This is a genomic window from Halobacterium sp. BOL4-2, from assembly GCF_016917835.2.
GTDB classification, from domain to species: domain Archaea; phylum Halobacteriota; class Halobacteria; order Halobacteriales; family Halobacteriaceae; genus Halobacterium; species Halobacterium salinarum.
Genome location: NZ_CP070332.2, coordinates 1,058,968 through 1,078,230 on the forward strand (window position 1 = coordinate 1,058,968; position 19,263 = coordinate 1,078,230).

The following is a 19,263-nucleotide window of genomic DNA, read 5'->3' on the forward strand; positions in this document are numbered from 1 at the left end:
TGTCGGTCGCTACGGGACGAGCGCAGCGTGCGTTCGACACAGCCAGGCGTCGTTCCGGGGCGGCGCGTCGGTCAGCGGAACGCTCCGGACGCGGGTTCGTCGTCGGTCGGCGTGTCCGCGGTGTTGAACCGCTGTTCGATCTCCTCGTAGTTCTCCTTGACGTCCGCGTCGACGCTGGCCGTGACCTCCCCGAGCGCGGCCTCGAAGTGCGCCATCGTTACGCGGACGTTCCCCACGGAGTCGCTGGCGTCGGCGGGGTCGACGGAGTTGATGAACTCGCGGGTGGCGTTCATCGTGGCCTCCCGGACGAGCGCCTCCACGTCCGCGCCGACGAACCCGTCCATCCGCTGGGCCACGGCGTCGAGATCGACGTCGTCCGCGAGGGGTTTGTCGCGCGTGTGCACGTCGAGGATCGCGCGGCGCGCGTCGGCGTCGGGCACCGGCACGTGGATGTGGCGGTCGAGGCGACCCGGCCGCAGCAGCGCGTCGTCGATGAGGTCCGGCCGGTTCGAGGTCGCAACCACGACCACGTCTTCGAGGGCCTCGATGCCGTCCAGTTCGGTGAGCAGCTGGGAGACGACGCGCTCACCCACGCCCGAGTCGCTGGTCGCGCGCCCGCGCTGGCCCGCGATGGCGTCGATCTCGTCGAAGAACACCACTGTCGGGGCGTTCGACCGCGCCTTCTCGAACACCTCACGGACGCCCTTCTCGGACTCGCCGACGTACTTGTTCAGCAGCTCCGGGCCTTTCACGGAGATGAAATTCGAGTTCGCCTCGTTGGCGACGGCTTTCGCCAACAGCGTCTTGCCGGTGCCCGGCGGGCCGTACAGCAACACGCCTTTGGCGGACTGGAGATCCATCTCGGAGAACACGTCCGGGTAGTCCAGGGGCCACTGGATGGTCTCCCGCAGGCGTTCTTTGGTGTCCGTGAGGCCGCCGACGTCCGCCCACGTGGTGTCCGGCACCTCCACGAACACCTCCCGGAGCGCGGACGGCTCGATGCCGTTCAGCGCGCGCTTGAAGTCGGCTTCCGTGATCGAGATGGATTCCAGGAGTTCGGCGTCGATCTCGTCGGATTCCAGGTCGATGTCCGGGCGCACCCGGCGCAGTGCGTTCATCGCGGCCTCCTTGGCGAGGCTCTCGATGTCCGCGCCGACGAAGCCGTGGGTGCTCTCGGCGTAGTCGTCGAGGTCGATGTCCTCGACCAGCGGCATGCCACGCGTGTGCACCTGCAGGATCTCCTTGCGGCCGTCTTGGTCGGGGACGCCGATCTCGATCTCGCGGTCGAAACGCCCGCCCCGGCGGAGCGCGGGGTCGATGGCGTCGACGCGGTTGGTCGCCGCGATGACCGTGACGTCGCCGCGGTCCTCCAGGCCGTCCATGAGGCTCAACAGCTGGGCGACCACGCGGCGCTCGACGTCGCCCTGGGTTTCGCCTCGCTTGGGCGCGATGGAGTCGAGCTCGTCGACGAAGACGATCGCGGGGGCGTTCTCCTCGGCCTCGTCGAAGACCTCGCGGAGCTTCTCCTCGCTTTCGCCGTAGTATTTGCTCATGATCTCCGGGCCGGAGATCGTCTCGAAGTGCGCGTCGATCTCGTTGGCGACGGCTTTCGCGATGAGCGTTTTGCCAGTGCCGGGTGGGCCGTGGAGGAGCACGCCTTTCGGCGGGTCGATGCCGAGTTGCTGGAAGAGCTCGGGGTGACGCATCGGCAACTCGATCATCTCCCGCACCTGTTCGAGTTCGCCGTCGAGGCCGCCGATGTCCTCGTAGGTGACGTTCGGCGTGGGGTCGCCGGTCTCGGCTGCCTCACCGGCCCCCGGCGCGATCTCTTCGGCGGGGCGCTCGGAGAGCTGGATTTCGGTGTCGTTGCTGACGACGACCGTGCCGCTGGGCTCGGTTTCGGCGATCTTGACCGGGATCTGTTGGCCGGAGATGGTGCTCATGCCGCCGAACCCGAACGAGATGGGGATGGTTTGCCCCGCGGTGACCGGGCGGCCGTTGAGCCGGTCACGAACCATCGGCGCGATGTTGCCGCGCACGCGAAGGTTCTGCGGGAGGGCAACGGTGACGCCGCCGGCGGGCTTGATGTCCGCGGGTTCGACGGTGACTTGATCGTCGATCCCGACGTCGGCCTCCTTGCGCAGCCGTCCGTCGATGCGGACGACGCCGTCGCCGTCGTCTTCGGGGTAGCCCGGCCAGACGCGGGCGACCGCGCGCCCGTGGTCGCCCTGTCCGTCGATAACCACGTAGTCGCCGTTTTCGAGCGCCAGCTCGTCCATGGAGTCGCGGTCGACGGCGGCGAGACCGCGACCTGCGTCCTTCTGTTTGAGTGGTTTGACCGTGAGTTTCATCGTGACACCTCGACTGTTACGACGCCGTTGTTGATGAAGGCCCGCGTTGAGTCACCGTCCGGAACGGGGAGTTCGTACTGGTCGGTCGGCGAATCGTCGCGGGTGACGATCGCGGTGTCCTGGACGACGTCGACAGCAACGCGGTCGTCGTCGACTCCGAGGTCGGCGGCGACGATCACCGCATCGCCGTAGTCGTAGCGTCGAACCAACGGATCCGATTCGGTGAGATGGGGTTTCGAAGTCATATTACTAACGTAAGGTAATCGTTCAGCACACTTAAACCCTTCGTCCAGTTGTGGGGGACGTGATGGGGTTTCCCGACGACAAGTAGAATTGCGGTTCACACCGTCGTAGGTCTTATGCCCTTGGTTGCTCTCGCCGCAACCATGGAGACGCTTGCCCACCACGGACGGTCGACAGCCTACCGCGTCCGTGGGTCCGCAGACGCACCCACCGTGTTGTTCGTCCACGGCAGCGGCGGCACCCACGCCGTCTGGAAAGCACAGCTGGCGCGCCTCGCGGACACGTATCGGGTCGCCGCCCTGGACCTACCGGGGCACGGCGACAGCGACGACATCGAAACCGACCCTGGCCCGGAGACGCTTGACGCGTACGCGGCGGACGTGCGCGCCGTCGCCGCCGATGTCGGTGCGTCCGTCCTGGTGGGGAACAGCCTCGGTGGTGCGGTCGTGCTCACTGCAGTCCTCGACGGAGGCGTTGAGCCGGCCGCCGTGGTGCTTGCCGGATGTGGCGCAACGCTCGCGGTCGCCGACTCGCTTCGCGCCTGGCTCGCCGGCGATGGCCCCGGGTTCGAGCGGGCACTGGCGTTCCTCCACGACAGCGGCCGGCTGTTCCACGACCCCGACGACCGCACGCTCGCCCTCTCGAAGGACGCAATGCGGGACTGCGGGCGCGCCGTCGTCAACCGCGACTTCCGGTCGTGTCACACCTTCGATGTCCGGACGCGACTCTCGGAGATCGACAGCCCGGTGTTCGCGCTCACCGGTGATCACGACCACCTCACACCGCCCTCGGCCCACGAGTTCCTCGCGGAACACGTGCAGACAGGGGGGTGGACGACGCTCCCGGATGCCGCACACCTCTCGATGCTCGAAACACCCGACCAGTTCAACGACGCCCTCGATGCGTTTCTCAGTGACCCCGCGCTAGTGGGCCGCCGATAGCGGTGGCACTGCCGTGTGCGGCGAGTCACTTACCAAGCTACAGGCAGTATACGTTCCCGATGACACACGTCTCCGCGGTGGTTGCCTAGATGGGAACATTCATTTCCTCCCGACCGTTCGGTAGGCATAGAGGCCAAGCGGTTCGGCACCAGGGCACGACGACACGACCGACACAGTAGATCGGACCCTCACCGACTCACGCACGGCTCTTTCCGATGTCACAAACAACGCACTGAGATGAATTCCAACCGAAAACGTACTTCACGAAGACATGTTTGACTCCCAATCAGTAAGCAAACACGCATCGCGTATAACTGTTCTGGCCGTTGTGGTTCTCATCACGCTCTCGGCAGTTCCGTTGTCCGTGAGCGCGGCCGACAACACCGTCACGGGGAAGCCCGACATCTCGCTTTCCTCGCCTGACGGTCCCGTCGGCGCTGAATCAGCACACGCGTTCACCGTCACGGTGTCGAACTCCGGGACGCTGATCCAGGGCGGACAGGACCAATACGAGCGCGAGGTCCAAACGGCAGAGGCCCTCAAACTCGACATCGCGACGGAGAAACTGGACGCCAACATCACCCCGAAAAGCGGGACGTACACGATCAGTAGCCTCCCCAGCGGACAGGGCACCGACGTCAAGTTCCAACTCGAAGTCGGGGACGTCGAGCCCGGGACGTACCGCATCCCGATCGACATCGCCTACGAACACACGCGATCGGTTTCCTACGGCCGATTCCAGGAAGCCTCCCGCACGAAAACCGAGGAGGAATCCACCCAGTACGTCGACATCACCATCGAGGACAAACCACAGTTCTCGATCGTCTCGCAGGGCGAAAACGAGATCTACGGCGGCGACACCGGGCAACTCTCGCTCGACGTCAAGAACACGGGCACCGAGACGGCGACCGACGCCTCGGTGCAGCTCAGCAGCCAGTCCCCGACGCTGTACTTCGGGCAAATGACCAGCCCCCAGCCCAAGACGAGCGTGTACATTCCGGCGCTTGACCCCGGCGAAACAGCGAACATCTCCGCGAAAGTCGGCGCGGAATCCAACGCCGATGCCGGCGACTACCCGATCAACGCCGTCGTCGCCTACACCAACAGCAACGGCGTGACGCGGAAATCCGACTCGCTGACTGCCGGCGTGTCCGTCCAGCCCGAACGCACGTTCGAACTCCGGAACGTCGACACGGAGAAGTTCCGGGTCGACGAGTCCGACGCCGAGATCCACGGCGAAGTCGTGAACACCGGCTCGGGATCCGCGAACAACGTCGCCGTCCGCCTGGGATCGATCCCGGGCATCGAGCCGACCAACGGGGAGTCCGCGGTGGGTGACCTCGCGCCCGGCGAGTCCAAGCCCGTGTCGTTCACCGTCGCGATCCCAGGCTCCGCTGAGCCCGGCAGCAACTCCTTCCCGTTCAACGTCGAATACGAGAACGACAACGGTGACGTGCGGACGATCTCCAGTCCGCTGCGCCAACCCCTCGAAATCGGCGCCGAGCGAGACCCCTTCGAGGTCGTCAACGTGAGTACGTCGGTCTCCCCCGGCGGTAGCGACACGGTCGCGGTCTCCCTACGGTACCAGGGCGACGAGCCGGTGTCCGCCGCGAACGCCAAGCTGTTCGTGAGTGATCCGCTGTCGACGTCCGACGACGGCGCGTACCTCGGCGAACTGCAGCCCGGCGAAACCACCACAGCGACGTTCACCGCCAGCGCCGACAGCGCGGCGATCACCAAAGAGTACGACGCATCGGTGGAAGTGCGCTACGACGAACCGGACGGTGACACGAAATACACGGACGGCCTCACGGTCGGGGTGCCGGTGTCGCCCCAGTCCGGCGGGCTCCCAGTGCCGCTGCCAGTCATCATCGGACTCGTTGTGGTCGTGGCTGGCGTGGGCTACGTCCTCTACCAGCGCCGGTGAGCGCAGCCTGGAACTAATCCATGCCCAAACTACGTAGTGCGTTCGCTTCGATTGGTGATCGCGTCCAAGCGCGGCCAGTCGCAACACTGCTCATCGCAGGACTGCTCATCCTGGTTGCGATCGGCGGCGCCGCACAGATCACGAGCGTCACCGGAGACGACGCGTTCGTCGGGAGCAACCCCACCTACGAAGCGTTCTCCGATTCGTTCGACCACGGGAACATCGCGGTGCTCATTCGGGGTGACATCACGGAGCCGTCGGCGATCGAGGCGATCGACCGCTACGACAGGCGGATGTCACAGACACAGGACGTGTATGCAGTGCGCAGCCCCGCCGACCAGGTGCGGGCTGCGTACGGCCGCATCCCGGACTCGAAGTCGAAAATCGAGTCCGTGATCGGGTCCCCCGATTACACCACGATCCAGATCGCCACCGACACCGACCTCACACAACAACAGCAACGCCCGATCTACACCGAGGCTGTGAGCACCAGCGACTGGGCGCGGTTCCCCGCCAGCGTGACCGCCACCGTCACGGGTGACGCGGCGTTCTCCGCGCAGCTCTCGACGGTCATCCAGCAGAGCACGCAGAAGCTGCTGGGGCTGGCAGTCGGCCTGATGGTGATCGCGTTGTTCTTCCTGTTCCGCGGGGTTCGACTCCGCCTGCTGCCCATCGTCGCCGTCTTCGTGGGCGTCATCTACACGTTCGGCGCGATCGGCTACGGCGGGATCCCGAACTCCACGATGACGAGCGCGGTGTTCCCCATCCTGATCGGGCTGGGGATCGACTACTCCGTGCAGTTCCACGAGCGGTACGAAGAGGAACTAGAGACGCATCCGCCCCGCGAGGCGCTCCCGAACGCCCTCGGCGGGGTTGGGCCGCCGGTCCTCATCGCGATGCTCGCGGCAGCCCTCGGGTTCGGTGCGACCTGGGTGTCGACGTCCTCGCCGGCGATCATCTGGTTCGCACAGACGTCCATCCTCGGCGTGTTGCTCACGTACGCCGCCGGCATCCTGGTGTTGCTCGCCGGGCTGACGATCTACATCCGGCGCTGGGGCGACGACAGTCCGGCGGCGGCCGACGGCGGGGACCCCGAGGCCGCGCACGCTGAGGTCGACGACGACTCACGCATCGGCCTCGTCGGGTCGACGCTCGGCCGAACGTCTCGGATCCTCGCAAGCCACCCGATGACGGTGCTTGCGATCGCGCTCGTCCTGTCGGGCGTCGGCTTCCAGGTCGCCAGTTCGCTGGGGACGCTCGCGGACACCGAAGAGTTCATCCCCCAGGACTTGCCCGCGTACGTCGACCTCCAGCAGTTCCGCTCTCAGACCGGTGGCGGAACGAGCACCAGCTACGACGTGCTCGTCACCGGCACCCACCTCAAACACCCTGAGACGTTGCGCTGGATGGACGGCCTCAACGACGTTGCCACACAAGCCCCACTAGTCGAAGGCGTGGACACGCCCGCTGGGGCTGTGAAACAGTACAACGGCGGTGAGATCCCGCGCACGACCAGTGGCGTCGAGCGCGTCCTCGCGCAGATGCCGACCGAGCAGCGCCAGCGGTATTACAACGACGGGCGCGCACACATCACCGTGGCGTCCCCACAGGACATGACCACCGGACAGGTGTTGTCGTTCCTGGAGAACTCACAGGAGTCACTGGATTACAGCAACCCGCCGCCGGGAGTTACTGCTGAGGTCACCGGCACGTCGTCGATCGCGGTGCCGTCGATCATCGACCAGATCAACTCGCGGAACGCCACGACCGGCCTGGGCATCCTGTTCGTGTTCGCGCTCCTCGGGTTGTACTACCGGGACCTCGTGAAGGCGGTGGCACCACTGGTGCCGATGGTGTTCGTCATCGGCTGGCAGAACATCTACATGCTCGCGCTGGACATCCCCGTGTCGCCGCTGGGTGCCAGCCTGGGTGCGATGACCGTCGGCATCGGCGCCGAATACACGATCATCGTCATGGAGCGCTACTACGAGGAGAAACAGCACAACGGGTACGGTCGCCTCGACGCCGTGGAGATCGCGGCCAGCCGCGTCGGGAAAGCCATCACCGTCTCCGGGATGACGACGGTGTTCGGGTTCTCGGCGCTGATCCTGTCACCGTTCCCGGTGCTCAGCAGCTTCGGGTTCCTGACCGTCGGCGTGATCTTCCTCACGCTGATCGCGTCACTGGCGACGCTGCCCCCGACGCTGGTGGTGCTCGATGGGCTGGCCGAGCGGGTCGCGGCGTTCCGCGCCGCCGACTAGCTCAGTACACGTCGTCGACGTCGTCGGCGACGTGGCTGTGCTCGGCCGCCGGGAACGACCCGGATTCGACCGCGTCGACGTAGTCGTCGACCGCGGCCGCCATTTCTCGGTTCACGTCCCCGAACTGCTTGGAGAACGGCGGGCTGCGTTCTGACATCCCGATCACGTCCGAGATCACGAGCACCTGGCCGTCGGTGTCCGGCCCCGCGCCGATACCGATGGTCGGGATGTCGATGGCGTCGGTGATGTCGGCGGCGACGTTCGCCGGCACGTGTTCGAGCACGAGCGCGAACGCGCCGGCGGCCTCGTGGTCGCGCGCCAGATCCAGCATGCGCTCGGCGCTGTCCTGGTCGGTGCCCTGCCGGAAATACCCCCCGAGCTGGTTGACGTGCTGGGGGGTCAACCCGAGGTGCGCCATCACGGGAATCCCCAGCGACGTGAGCGTCTCGGTCAGCGACACCGTGTGCGGCCCGGATTCGAGTTTCACCGCGTCGGCGTCCTCCTCTTTGAGCATGCGGCCGGCGTTTCGCACGCTCTCGGTCTCGTCGGCGCCGAAGCTCAGAAACGGCATGTCCGCGACGACGACCGCGTCCGCGGTGGCGCGTGCGACCGCGCCGGTCGCCGACGCGATCTCGTCGACGGAGACGGGCAGCGTCGTGTCGTATCCGAGCTTCGCGTTCCCGACGCTGTCCCCGACCAGGATCATGTCGACGCCGGCGTCGTCGACCACCGACGCCGTGGGGGCGTCGTACGCGGTCAGCATCGTCACCGGGTCGGTTTCCTCGTCGGTGCTGCCCGCACGCCGCACTGAATTCACCGTTGGCATACGACGATGTCGGTGGGTCGCGGTGTTAAACGTATGCGACGCGGCACCGTGACGGGAGAGTTAAGCACACCGCGACCATCTAGACCGGTGTGCCGGAACTGGAAGCACGTACCGACCCGGACGGCGTCGACTACGCGTGGGTGATGCAGACCACGTTCGTCGTCACCATCGTCGTCGGGGCCCCCATCGTGACTGCGCTCTCGACGGGCTACTCACTCCCCACGTGGGCCTCCCGCGTGTCGTTTGCCGTGCGCATCGGCGCGATCATCTGGTTTCTGACCGCGGTCACCGTCTTCGCGTACGCGCGCCGCCACGCTGCGTGACCGCTACACCCACTGGAAGTCAGCGCCGGCGCGCTCGGCGGTCGTCTCGTCGGACGCCGAATCCCCGACGAACAGCGTGTCAGCGGGGGCCACACCGAGTTCGGTTGTGACCCATTCGAGCGCCCGCGGGTCGGGCTTCATCGCGGGTGTCGTGTCCCGGCCCGCGACGACCGCGACCGCGTCCGCGAGCTCGTGGGCGGCTAAGGCGCGCCGGCAGGCCGCCTCGGCGTTCAGCGAGCACACACCGACGGGGACGTCGCGGGGGATGTCGTCGGCCGCGGGAAGCCGGGCGGCCGTGTCCGCGCCCGCGAGTTCGTGCTCGGTGATGATGTCGTCGACCGCCGTTCTGACGCCGGCGTCATCGGCGGTCGCCAACACCGACCACATGTCGGCGTCCGTGGTCTCCCGGCCGGCCTCACGGAGCACGCGGGACACCTCGGTTTTGACCGCCGCCCAGTCGACGTTCAAGCGCACGAGCGTGCCGTCGAGGTCGTAGACAACCGCCTCGTAGCCGCCTGTCACGGCACACGGTTCGCCCCCGCCGCGGTTAGTGGCTTCGGTGGTCGAAGCGGGCACGCCACCTCGGGGGACTTTTCCCCGGGGCTGCCCGAGGATACCGCATGCACGACACCAGCATCACACGCAACCGCCCGCCGTGGCCGTTCGACACATCGAATGTACGCACGCATCCGTGAGGACGTCCGTGCGATGCGGCGACGGGACCCCGCAGCCGGGAGTCGCCTCGACGTCGCGCTCACGTATCCCGGCCTGCACGCCGTCTGGGCGCACGTCTTCCTCGCCGGCCCGCTGTACGACCGGTGGCCGACCGCCGGCCGCCTGGTCGCGTACTGGGTGCGGCTGCTCACTGGCATCGAGATCCACCCCGACGCCGACATCGGCCGCCGGGTCACCATCGATCACGGCCACGGCGTCGTCATCGGCGAAACGGCAGTCGTCGGCGACGACGTGCACATGTACCACGGCGTCACGCTGGGGGGCAACGACTCCCGGCCGGTCGACCGACACCCCACGGTGCGCGCCGGCGTGACGCTGGGCGCGAACGCGACGCTGCTCGGTGACATCGAAATCGGCGCGAACGCCAGCGTCGGCGCGGCGTCGGTCGTCACCGACGACGTGGCGGCCGGCGCAACGGTGACCGGCGTGCCCGCACAGCGGGTCAACGACGCGTAGCCGCGGCGGTCAGTCGATCAGGCCGCGCGCGATGACTTCCTTCTGGATCTCGGAGGTCCCCTCGTAGATGGTCGTGATCTTCGAGTCGCGGTAGAACCGCTCCACGTCGAAGTCCTTGGTGTAGCCGTAGCCGCCGTGGATCTGGACCGCCTCGTTGGTCACGTCGACGGCCGCCTCGCTGGCGAAATACTTCGCCTTCGCGGCCGCGGTCTGGTGGTCCTCGCCGGCGTCGGCCATCCGTGCGGCGTCCCGGGAGAGCAGGCGGGCGGCCTGCACTTGGGTTTCCATGTCCGCGAGCTTGTGCCGGATGGTCTGGATCTCGGAGATCGGCTGGTCGAACTGCTCGCGGTCGTCGGCGTACGCGAGCGCCGCGTCGAGGGCGGCCTGGCTCAGGCCCACGGCCTGGGAGGCGATCCCGATCCGGCCGCCCGTGAGGATGTGGAGTGCGGCCGACAGCCCGCGGCCCGCCTCTGTGAGCTGGTTGCTGGCCGGAATGCGGCAGTCGTCGAACAGCAACGACGTGGTGTCGCTGGCGCGCAGCCCGAGTTTGTCCTCCTTGGGGCCGACCGTGAGGCCGTCGGCGTCCTTGGGCACGAGGAACTGCGTGATCTTGTCGTCGTCCCCGTCGATCTTCGCGAACACGATGACGACGCCCGAACGCTTCCCGTTCGTGATCCACTGCTTTTTCCCGTTGAGCACGAACTCGTCGCCGTCGCGGCGCGCCGTGGTGGACATCTGTGCGGGGTTCGAACCGGCGTCGGGCTCGGACAGCGCGAACGCGCCGACCGGGCGGCCGTCGGCCATCTCCGGCAGCCACCGCTCCTGTTGGTCGTCGTCGCCGAACTCCGCGATGCAGGAGGTCGCCAGGCAGTGCACCGACAGCGCGGTTGCGACGGACAGCGCGCCGTACGCGAGCTGTTCGTTGACGACGCTGTAGGTCAGCGAGTCCACGTCCAGGCCGCCGTACGACGCCGGCGTCGTCATCGCGGTGACGCCGAGCTCCCCGAGGTCGTCCCAGACCTCTTCGGGGAACGACTGTGTGCGGTCTGCTTCGGCGGCCACCGGACGGATCTCCTCGACGGCGAACTCGCGGACGGATTCGCGCATCCGACGCTGCTCGGCGGACAAGTCCATACACCCTCTCGTGGGTGCTGTCGAAAAAAGCTGTCTGGTTTCCGGGCTGTCCGGCGTGGCGTGGTCAGTCGTCGCTGAGCTGGACGTCGAGGAAGTCCTCGAGCGCGGCGATGACCGACCCGCCGACGTTGGCCTTCGTGGCACGGGCCTGCTCGACGGCCAGCACGTCCGCGTCGTCGATCTCCAGTTCCGCGGCGAGCTCCGACCGCTGGAGGCCGGCGTCCTGGCGGGCGCGCACGACGCGTTCGCCGTAGTCGGAGACCAGGTACGGCAGCTGGTCGGTTTCGTAGTTCGTGCCGTCTTCCTCCCAGTGGCTGGAGTCCCCGCGTGTCACCGCGTCGAACTGTTGGGCCTGGTTTTCAACGGCGCGCTGCGTCCGGTCGGCGTCGGCGGCGTCTCCGTCGGCGTCGGCGGCTGCGCTCTCGTCGTGGCTCGCGCAGTCCGGGCAGACGGTGAGCTCCGCCCCGGCGACGTTTGCATCCTGCAACGAGTCGGCGGTCGACCCACAGAGCTCGCAGGCCTGCCCACCGCCCCCGCTGCCGGCGCCACCGGTCGAGTACTTCGGCATGCGTTGCCGTACGTGGGCGATGTTATTTTAATACCCGGTTTGTGACCAAGCCATACCTAAGTACGAGGAGGCGAAAGCCACCCGATATGCGCGGGGAGTTCGCCGATCACGTGTATCTCGCGGCGCTTCACAGCCCCGAGTTCACCGACGCGTTCGGCGCTGACTACACGACGGCCGTTGAACCGCCGCGGGTATCGTCGCTGGTGCGGTCGCTGTCCGACACGCACGCGTGGGCGACGCGGGAGACCAACGTGGTTGCCGACCTGGAGCGCGGTGATTACGTTGTCTTCCACCGCGAGTGGGGCGTGCGCGCTGTCGGCCAGGTGTGGTCGGTGAGCGTCGACAGCGACGACGTCGCACGGCACACGGCGCTCACCGATCCGGCGGGCGGATGGGGCGTGGTCACGCTCACGAACGTCCAGCCGGCCCTGGATCACGTGTCGCTGAAATCCCTGGGGATCGACGACGTGCGCACGTCGCGGTCGCTGTACCGGCTCAGCAACGACGACACGACCGCCGACCTGTCCGGGCGCTACAGGACGGCGGCGCGGTTCGTCGAGGAGCTCGTCGAGAACCCGCTGGCGTTCGACGTGCCACCGGGCGGAACGCCCCCTGACAGGCGGCCCGCGCCCCCGGGGCAGGCCGGCGGTGGCGTGTCACTGCTCGACACCCCCGTGGAAGCCCACTTGGACGCGCTCGACCGGGTGCGGGCGACGGCGTGGCGGGTGCTGGCGTTGGGGGTGGTCCTGCTCGCGGCGACGCTCGGCGTGGTCGAGCGGTATCGGGTGGCTCCCGAGGAGCCGTTCGCGTTCACGCCCGCCGTCTGGGTGGGCGTCGGCGCGCTGGCTGTCGGCGCGGCGCTCGCGACCGGCGTTGTGGTGCATGGCTCGCTTCGACCGCGCCCCGGGCTGCCGACGTTCACGCGCGAGCAGACGGGGGCCGTCGAGCGCGCGGGCGTGACGGACCGCGACAGCGACGCCGCCGGGCACGCGGCTGCGACCGCGGCGGCGTACTGCTCGCACATCCACGCCATCACTCGCCGCCTCGGAGCGGCAACCGGGACGGCGGCCGTCGGCGTCCTGGCGGGGGCGGTCTATCTCGCGTACGGGCTCGGCGCGCAGGTCACCACCGCCATTCGGCCGCTGTCCGTCGTTGCCTTTGTCGGGTTCCCGGCACTGATCGTGGCGGCGTTGGGGTACGCGTTCGCCGTCCACACCGACCACCGCCTGCGCTCCGTTTCCGTCGGCGAGCTGTCGGCGTCGCTGCCGGCGGTGCCACGGATGGGGGCAGCCGTCACCGCCCGCGTCCGCGCGCTCACACGCCGGCTGTTCGCGTTCGCCGAGCGCCACCGGTAGCCTGTGGCGGCGTGCGTTTCCCAGTGCACTGGAACCAGGGCGGGCCATTTATCCCAGTCTGTCGAATACCAATTCACCGATGAGCGCCAGCGAGGACATCGTGTTCACGTGCCCCCACTGCGGGGAGACCATGACGGTCAACCCCGCGATGCGGGACGCCCTCTTCTCGAACGGGTGTGTTGTCTGCGGGGCGGCCGTCGACGGCGATGCGTTCGCGCCGGCCGAGCAGTCGTGTACGTAACCCCTGCGCTGGCGTCGCCCGCGCGTGCAGCGCCGTTCGCGCGGCGCGGATGGCCAAATATAAAGATTCCCACCGGTAAGTGGAGGCACTGACCAATGGCCCTGGACCAACAGACCGAGCTGTCGCGGGCGGAGACGGACGCCGTGCTCGCCCGCAACGAAACCGGGGTGCTGTCGTTGGCGCGTGGCGACGAGCCGTACGCGATCCCGATCTCGTACGGTTACGACGCCGAGTCGCGAACCGTCTTCCTACGCCTGGTCTCGACGCCGGACAGCGAGAAGCGGGCGTTCCTCTCGTCGTCGCCGGCGGTGCGGCTGGTCGTCTCCGAGGAGTCGCCGCCCGAGTACCGGAGCGTCGTCGCTCAGGGGACGCTCACCGAGATCTCGACCGACGAGATGACCGTCGAACGCATCGAGCAGTTCGGGGACGCGAAACGCCCGCTGTTCGAAATCTGGGGGGCTGACAAGCCCGACCTCCGCATCCAGTTGTACGAGTGTGACGCCACCACGATCAGCGGCCGCTGCATCGAGTTGGATCACGCGGCATACGCCTAACGGCACCGCGTCTCCCGTGGATTCTTGTACCGGCACGCGCCTCGTACTCGTAGATGCCCGCTGGGATTCGTGTCACTGTGTCGTTCCCACGGCCACCGGTGTGTCCGATCGCGGTGCTCTCGGAGCGCGCAAACACCACGATCACGAACGTCTCGACGAGCATCGCGGCCGACGGCGCGCCGGTCACGGAGTTCTTGATCGACGCCGACGCGGTCCCCGACGATTACGACCGTGACCCCGTGTTCACGTACACCGACCGCCACCTGTATCGTGTTCGCCACGACGCTGAGGCGGCGTGTCCCTGTGTCTGCTTGGGCGCACACGACACGCCGGTGAACCGGTATCGGGCCCGCGACGGCGAGCTCCAGATCGTGTTTCACGGCCGCGAGTTCGACACCGTCCAGGCGATCGTCGGGGAGCTTCGCGCGGAGTTCGCCGACATCGACATCCAGCGCCTGGTCCGCGCACCCACGGGGACCGCCGCCCAGGACACCGCGTTCGTCGACCGCGGCCAGCTCACCGACCGCCAACTGGAGGTGTTGACGACCGCCTACGAGGCGGGCTACTTCGAGCGCCCCCGCGGCGCGACCGCGCAGGCGCTGGCCGACGACCTCGGGATCGCGCCGTCGACGTTCACCGAGCACCTGCTCGCCGCACAGCGCAAACTCCTGGGGGACGCCCTCGAAACCGACGGCACTTAAACCACCCCCGTTGTTGGGGGGTGCAATACCTCCCCGGGTAGGTATTCCGATGAGATACAATGAGTCAGTCGCAGCTGGCAGCACCATCCCGGACGGCCGACGACGACGACAGCGATATCACCGCGACCGGCGAGCTCATGCAGCGGATCCTCGACGCCTTCGACGACGCCGAATGCCGGCAGATCCTCGAATCCACCGACGATGCCGCGTTGACTGCCGGCGAGATCGCCGATGAATGTGATCTCCCGTCCTCGACTGCCTACCGCAAGATCGACCGCCTCACCGAGGCCGGACTGCTCTCGGAGACGCTCCGCATCCGCCGCTCGGGGAAACACGTCAGCGAGTACACCTGCACCGTCGACGACGTGACGCTCTCGGTCAGCCACAACGGCGTCGAAGCAACCCTCTCGTGTACGCCGACGGACGCCGGCACCGCCGGTCCCGCACAGCCGTTTGCGGACTGACTCACGGACCAGGTTCTCCGAGGCGTGACCGCCAGGAACGGCAGCCGCTGGGCTGTACGAATCGACGCCAGTAGGAAATTGTGCGTGGGTGATGTCCCGGGAGGGGAAATCACCGTGCATCGCAGCGCCACGTGGTGTGGCAGGCGGTGGGAACAACCCACCAGTGCGATGCGTGGGACCGGATTCGAACCGGCGAACCTCTACAGGACAGCGCCCTCAACGCTGCGCCTTTGACCTAGCTCGGCTACCCACGCTCGCGTACGGTTGCTGCTGCACTCAGTGGTACCCGCCCCCGAATTAAAACCCCTGCGATTCGCGCTCGGCGCGTGAGACCGCGACACGGAACCGATTTGGTGGGTCACGCGTAACCCATGGGCATGGCTGACGGATTCGTTCGGCGTCACGTCGCCGGGCTGGCGGCGGTCCTCGGCGTGGCCTCCATCGCGGTCGTCGTGGCTGCCGTCCGTGGGGTCATCCCGGCGGGCGTGCTCCCACAGGCACCGGCCTGGTTCATCGGCGCGATCCCGCCGCTGAACGCAGTGATCAGTGCGGCTGCCATCGCCACCATCCTCGCGGGGTGGCGCTGGATCCGGCGCGGCGACGTGGCCAAACACCGCGCGGCGATGGCGACGACGACCCTGCTGTTCGTGGCGTTCCTGGGGCTGTACCTCTACCGGCTCGTCGTCCACGGCACCACCGCGTTCCCGACGACGGGGGCGGTCTACACGTTCGTCTACCTGCCGGTGTTGATCATCCACATGGGGTTGGCGATCGCCTGCATCCCGCTGGTCTACTACGTGCTCTTGTTGGCTGGCACGCGCCCGATCAGCGAGATCTACGACTCGAACCACGCGCGGGTGGGCCGCGTCGCCGCTTCCCTGTGGCTCGTGTCGTTCGCGCTCGGCATCGTCGTCTACCTCATGCTGTACGTCCTCTACTGACCGCTGCCCCGCTGTGCATCGCGGAACCCGTGGCGGTTCCTGGGGCAGCTGAGCGCGGTCAGTCGTCGCTGGACGGCGTGACTGTCGGGCGCTCGGCGTCCCGGTCGGTCGCCTCGCCGTCGACGTCGTATGGGTACGCGCCGGTCACACACCCCGCGCACATGTCGGCTTCGCTCTTCCCGATGGCCGCCGTGACCGCGGACAGCGGGAGATACGACAGCGAGTCCGCGCCGATCTCCGCCGCGATCTCGTCGGCCGTCCGGTCGGCGGCGATGAGCTCCTCGCGGGTCGCCATGTCGATGCCGAAGTAACACGGGGCCTGTATCTGGGGGGCGCCGATGCGCACGTGGACCTCGGTTGCGCCCGCGTCCCGGACCAGATCAACGAGCTGGCTGCTGGTCGTGCCCCGTACGATGGAGTCGTCGATGATCGTGACCGACTGCCCCTCGACGGTGGACTTGATGGGGTTGAGCTTGAGCCGGACGGCGCGCTCGCGGGCCTCCTGGGTGGGCATGATGAACGTGCGGCCGACGTACCGGTTTTTCATCAGCCCCTCGGCGAACTCCACGTCGCTCCCGTCTTCGGTGGCGGCGTCGGCGTAGCCGGACGCGAACGCCCGCCCGGAGTCGGGGACGGGCACCACGACATCGCTTTCGACGCCGGTCTCGTGCCACAGTTGGCGGCCGAGGTTGCGCCGGACCTCGTAGACGAGTTCGTCGTCGATGACCGAATCCGGGCGCGCGAAATACACGTACTCGAAAAAGCAGTGGGCGGTGGTGTCGCGGTCGACGAGCTGGTGGGCGGAAAACCCCGTGCCGTCGTCGTCGAGGACGATCGCCTCGCCGGGACGGACGTCACGGACGACATCGCCGCCGATGGTGTCGATCGCGGCGGACTCGCTGGCGATGACGTAGCCGTCCTCGACGGTCCCCAGCACCAGCGGACGGTTCCCCCGTGGGTCCCGGACGCCCAACACGGTGTCGTCGTGCATGATGGTCAGCGAGTACGACCCGTGGATGCGCTCCATGGTCCGCTCGACGGCGTCCACGAGGTCGGCGTCGAGGAGGTTGCGCGCGAGGTCGTGGGCGATGACCTCGGTGTCGCCGTCGCTGGTGAACGCGTGCCCGCTTGCCGCGAGGTCCGCGCGCAACTCGTCGGCGTTGACGAGGTTGCCGTTGTGGCTCAGGCCGAGCGCACCGCCCTTGAACGACACCGAGAACGGCTGCGCGCAGGACTTGTCGACACTCCCCGCGGTCGGATAGCGAACGTGGCCGATGGCGGCCGAACCGTGCAGCGCGTCGATGTCGGCTTCGTCGAAGGCGTCACCCACCAGCCCCATGCCGACGTGTTGGTGTTGCTGGAAGCCGTCGTGGGCGACGATGCCCGCCGACTCCTGGCCGCGGTGCTGGAGGGCGTACAGCGCGTAGTACGTCGGAAGCGCGGCGTCACGGGCCGACAGTGAGGCACCGACGACCCCACATTTCTCGGTTGGATGGTCACTCATGGGTCCGTCCGCGGGGCCGCCTGACATACCTCCCGCTTGCGGACACCATAGGGTAAACCTTCCGCAACCGTGTCGAATACACGCCCCGATCGCCGTGAAGTATGCACAACACTGCAGTGAGGGGTGTGTTCAGCACCCATGGGTGGGGGTAGAGACGGACGACTCGGCGAACCGGGCGCGATCACGGACCAGTGGCTGTCCGGACCGGAACGAAACGCGGAGAAAGAACTGCTTAGTTGTCGCCGGTCTTGCCCTGCCACTCGTAATCCCGGCGCTTGGCGGAAGCACCGAAGCCGCAGGAACTGCAGACCTTCTTCTTCGTGTGGTAGGACTTCTCACCGCAGCGTCGGCACTTCGTGTGCGTCGTGGTGTTCTTCTTCCCCTGGCTCGGGGTTCCTGCGCCAGTCATGGTTTGATGGTGACGACGTTATCGCCACGGATAATCGTTGTGTCTTCGCCCTCAATGACGACGTTCATGTGCTGGTCGTAGCCCGTCAGCACGCCGGTGAACTCGTCGCCGTCCTTCAGGCGGACGGTGACGGTTTCTTCGAGTGACTCCTCCAGCACATCCAGTGGTCGGCCGCTCATGTACCTACCGCCGGTGGTGGCATCCATAAGCGTACCGGACCGCTCCCGCCCGACGCTCAGACCGAGACCGCAAACGAGTCCCGGTCCCCGGCGTGGGCGGCGAACGCCGCGAGCACGTCCGCCCCCGCAGCGAGGTCCGCCAGGTCAACGACCTCCGCCGGCGTATGCATATACCGGTTCGGGATCCCCAGGTCGGCGGTCGGCACCCCGCCGCCCGCCGTCCCGAACGCGTCGGCGTCCGTGCCCGTCGAGATCCGGTGGGCGGCGACCTGCAGCGACGCCCCGGCGTCGGCTGCGGCGTCACGGAGCGCGGACACCACCACGGGGTGGTTCGTGCCGCCGCGCATCACCACGGGGCCGTCGCCGAGTGCGACCGTGCTCGCGCGCTCGGCCGGATACATCGGATCGTCGGCGGCGTGGGTCACGTCGGCGGCGACCACGGCGTCCACGTCGAGGTCGAACCCAACCATCCGTGCGCCGCGGGTGCCGATCTCCTCGTGGACCGTGCTCACTGCGTACACCGTCGCGTCGACGTCGCGTTCGACGGCGCGCCGGAACCCCTCGGCGGCCACCCACAGCCCGGTGCGGTTGTCGAGGCTGCGCGCGTTCAGCCGGCCGCCGGCCAGCTCCCGGGGCTCGGAGACGAGCACCCCCGGATCGCCCACGGACACACGGTCACGAGCGTCGTCGCCGTCCGCCGCCCCGATGTCGACGTACTGCTCGGTCACCGACGGCGCGCCACCGTCCTCGCTGTGGTCCCGCAGATGAACCGCCGCCTGCCCGATGACCCCGTTGACGGGGCCGTCGTCGGTCTCGATCCGGACCTGGCTGCCCCGCGTCACGGACGCATCCAGCCCGCCGATCGGGGCGATCCGAACGAACCCCGCCTCGGTGATCTCGGCCACCGCGAACCCGATCTCGTCGGCGTGCCCGGTGAACGCCACCGCGGGCGCGTCGCCCTCGGCGACGGCCACGGCGTTCCCGTAGGCGTCCGTCTCCACGCGGTCGGCGTACTGCGAGACGTACTCCACCCACACGCGCTGTGCGGCCGCCTCATGGCCGGTCGGGCTGTGGACTGCGAGCAACTCATCCAGGAACGTGCGACGCGCATCGTCCATACGCGTTCTCCCGTCGCCCACCCGATCAATCC

The 19,263-nt window shown here is 67.8% G+C and carries 21 protein-coding genes and 1 tRNA gene; 11 read left to right on the plus strand and 11 right to left on the minus strand.

Translation table 11 applies throughout. The features are described from left to right. Positions 1-71: 71 nt before the first annotated feature. On the minus strand, positions 72-2,351 hold the full coding sequence (locus tag JRZ79_RS18890; protein ID WP_205251961.1) for a CDC48 family AAA ATPase: 2,280 nt from the start codon (positions 2,349-2,351) through the stop codon (positions 72-74). Further along, positions 2,348-2,596: a hypothetical protein gene (locus JRZ79_RS18895; protein WP_205250822.1), complete on the minus strand. Its 249-nt coding sequence runs from the start codon at positions 2,594-2,596 to the stop codon at positions 2,348-2,350. Before JRZ79_RS18895 ends, JRZ79_RS18890 begins: the two co-directional genes overlap by 4 nt. A gap of 141 nt (positions 2,597-2,737) precedes the next feature. Here JRZ79_RS18895 and JRZ79_RS18900 point away from each other — a divergent pair, with 141 nt between their 5' ends. The 3 genes from JRZ79_RS18900 to JRZ79_RS18910 all read left to right on the plus strand — a co-directional run bounded on the left by JRZ79_RS18900 (position 2,738) and on the right by JRZ79_RS18910 (position 7,723). After that, positions 2,738-3,535, plus strand: coding sequence for an alpha/beta hydrolase (locus JRZ79_RS18900; protein ID WP_205251962.1), 798 nt, complete (start codon positions 2,738-2,740; stop codon positions 3,533-3,535). 364 nt (positions 3,536-3,899) lie between these two features. Next, positions 3,900-5,462, plus strand: a complete 1,563-nt coding sequence (locus tag JRZ79_RS18905) for a COG1361 S-layer family protein (RefSeq protein WP_231546278.1) — start codon at positions 3,900-3,902, stop codon at positions 5,460-5,462. 20 nt (positions 5,463-5,482) lie between these two features. Continuing rightward, positions 5,483-7,723 (plus strand): RND family transporter, encoded by a 2,241-nt coding sequence (locus tag JRZ79_RS18910; protein ID WP_205251964.1) that lies wholly within the window; start codon positions 5,483-5,485, stop codon positions 7,721-7,723. A gap of 1 nt (position 7,724) precedes the next feature. Here the strand turns inward: JRZ79_RS18910 and panB are convergent, their stop codons facing one another. After that, entirely contained in the window at positions 7,725-8,549 is an 825-nt protein-coding gene (gene panB, locus JRZ79_RS18915; protein WP_205251965.1) for a 3-methyl-2-oxobutanoate hydroxymethyltransferase, read from the minus strand. Positions 8,550-8,638: 89 nt separating this feature from the next. Between panB and JRZ79_RS18920 the strand changes: the two genes are divergently transcribed. Continuing rightward, the gene (locus JRZ79_RS18920) at positions 8,639-8,872 is read left to right on the plus strand and encodes a DUF5822 domain-containing protein (protein ID WP_012289339.1); all 234 of its coding nucleotides are present in this window, start codon (positions 8,639-8,641) and stop codon (positions 8,870-8,872) included. Between the two features lie 3 nt (positions 8,873-8,875). Here JRZ79_RS18920 and JRZ79_RS18925 read toward each other — a convergent pair whose 3' ends face one another. Beyond that, positions 8,876-9,394: an HAD hydrolase-like protein gene (locus JRZ79_RS18925; protein WP_012289340.1), complete on the minus strand. Its 519-nt coding sequence runs from the start codon at positions 9,392-9,394 to the stop codon at positions 8,876-8,878. A gap of 153 nt (positions 9,395-9,547) precedes the next feature. On the opposite strand from JRZ79_RS18925, the gene cysE reads away from it, so the two are divergent. Continuing rightward, positions 9,548-10,063 (plus strand): serine O-acetyltransferase, encoded by a 516-nt coding sequence (gene cysE, locus JRZ79_RS18930; protein ID WP_205251966.1) that lies wholly within the window; start codon positions 9,548-9,550, stop codon positions 10,061-10,063. 9 nt (positions 10,064-10,072) lie between these two features. Here cysE and JRZ79_RS18935 read toward each other — a convergent pair whose 3' ends face one another. Beyond that, complete coding sequence (locus JRZ79_RS18935; RefSeq protein ID WP_010903082.1) at positions 10,073-11,197, minus strand: acyl-CoA dehydrogenase family protein; 1,125 nt, start codon at positions 11,195-11,197, stop codon at positions 10,073-10,075. A gap of 64 nt (positions 11,198-11,261) precedes the next feature. Next, on the minus strand, positions 11,262-11,765 hold the full coding sequence (locus JRZ79_RS18940; protein WP_010903083.1) for a multiprotein-bridging factor 1 family protein: 504 nt from the start codon (positions 11,763-11,765) through the stop codon (positions 11,262-11,264). Between the two features lie 86 nt (positions 11,766-11,851). Here JRZ79_RS18940 and JRZ79_RS18945 point away from each other — a divergent pair, with 86 nt between their 5' ends. The 5 genes from JRZ79_RS18945 to JRZ79_RS18965 all read left to right on the plus strand — a co-directional run bounded on the left by JRZ79_RS18945 (position 11,852) and on the right by JRZ79_RS18965 (position 15,080). Continuing rightward, entirely contained in the window at positions 11,852-13,120 is a 1,269-nt protein-coding gene (locus JRZ79_RS18945) for a hypothetical protein (protein ID WP_010903084.1), read from the plus strand. A 79-nt stretch (positions 13,121-13,199) separates the two neighbouring features. Beyond that, the gene (locus JRZ79_RS18950; RefSeq protein ID WP_010903085.1) at positions 13,200-13,361 is read left to right on the plus strand and encodes a hypothetical protein; all 162 of its coding nucleotides are present in this window, start codon (positions 13,200-13,202) and stop codon (positions 13,359-13,361) included. Positions 13,362-13,456: 95 nt separating this feature from the next. After that, positions 13,457-13,915 carry a pyridoxamine 5'-phosphate oxidase family protein gene (locus tag JRZ79_RS18955; RefSeq protein ID WP_010903086.1) on the plus strand — a complete coding sequence of 153 codons (459 nt, stop codon included), beginning with the start codon at positions 13,457-13,459 and terminating at the stop codon, positions 13,913-13,915. A 53-nt stretch (positions 13,916-13,968) separates the two neighbouring features. After that, positions 13,969-14,616 carry a DNA-binding protein gene (locus JRZ79_RS18960; protein ID WP_010903087.1) on the plus strand — a complete coding sequence of 216 codons (648 nt, stop codon included), beginning with the start codon at positions 13,969-13,971 and terminating at the stop codon, positions 14,614-14,616. A 59-nt stretch (positions 14,617-14,675) separates the two neighbouring features. Continuing rightward, the gene (locus tag JRZ79_RS18965; RefSeq protein WP_010903088.1) at positions 14,676-15,080 is read left to right on the plus strand and encodes a helix-turn-helix domain-containing protein; all 405 of its coding nucleotides are present in this window, start codon (positions 14,676-14,678) and stop codon (positions 15,078-15,080) included. Between the two features lie 169 nt (positions 15,081-15,249). Here JRZ79_RS18965 and JRZ79_RS18970 read toward each other — a convergent pair. After that, positions 15,250-15,334, minus strand: a tRNA-Leu gene (locus JRZ79_RS18970). A gap of 117 nt (positions 15,335-15,451) precedes the next feature. Between JRZ79_RS18970 and JRZ79_RS18975 the strand changes: the two genes are divergently transcribed. Beyond that, positions 15,452-16,021, plus strand: a complete 570-nt coding sequence (locus JRZ79_RS18975; protein WP_205251967.1) for a DUF420 domain-containing protein — start codon at positions 15,452-15,454, stop codon at positions 16,019-16,021. 58 nt (positions 16,022-16,079) lie between these two features. Here the strand turns inward: JRZ79_RS18975 and purF are convergent, their stop codons facing one another. The 4 genes from purF to JRZ79_RS18995 form a co-directional block, all read right to left on the minus strand. Then, the gene (gene purF, locus JRZ79_RS18980; RefSeq protein ID WP_010903090.1) at positions 16,080-17,552 is read right to left on the minus strand and encodes an amidophosphoribosyltransferase; all 1,473 of its coding nucleotides are present in this window, start codon (positions 17,550-17,552) and stop codon (positions 16,080-16,082) included. 205 nt (positions 17,553-17,757) lie between these two features. Next, positions 17,758-17,934, minus strand: a complete 177-nt coding sequence (locus tag JRZ79_RS18985; RefSeq protein ID WP_010903091.1) for a 50S ribosomal protein L37e — start codon at positions 17,932-17,934, stop codon at positions 17,758-17,760. Continuing rightward, complete coding sequence (locus tag JRZ79_RS18990) at positions 17,931-18,113, minus strand: LSM domain-containing protein (RefSeq protein ID WP_012289341.1); 183 nt, start codon at positions 18,111-18,113, stop codon at positions 17,931-17,933. Before JRZ79_RS18990 ends, JRZ79_RS18985 begins: the two co-directional genes overlap by 4 nt. 56 nt (positions 18,114-18,169) lie before the next feature. Further along, a complete protein-coding gene (locus tag JRZ79_RS18995) occupies positions 18,170-19,231 on the minus strand; it encodes a M42 family metallopeptidase (protein ID WP_205251968.1) in 1,062 nt (353 codons plus the stop codon). Between the last annotated feature and the right edge of the window lie 32 nt (positions 19,232-19,263).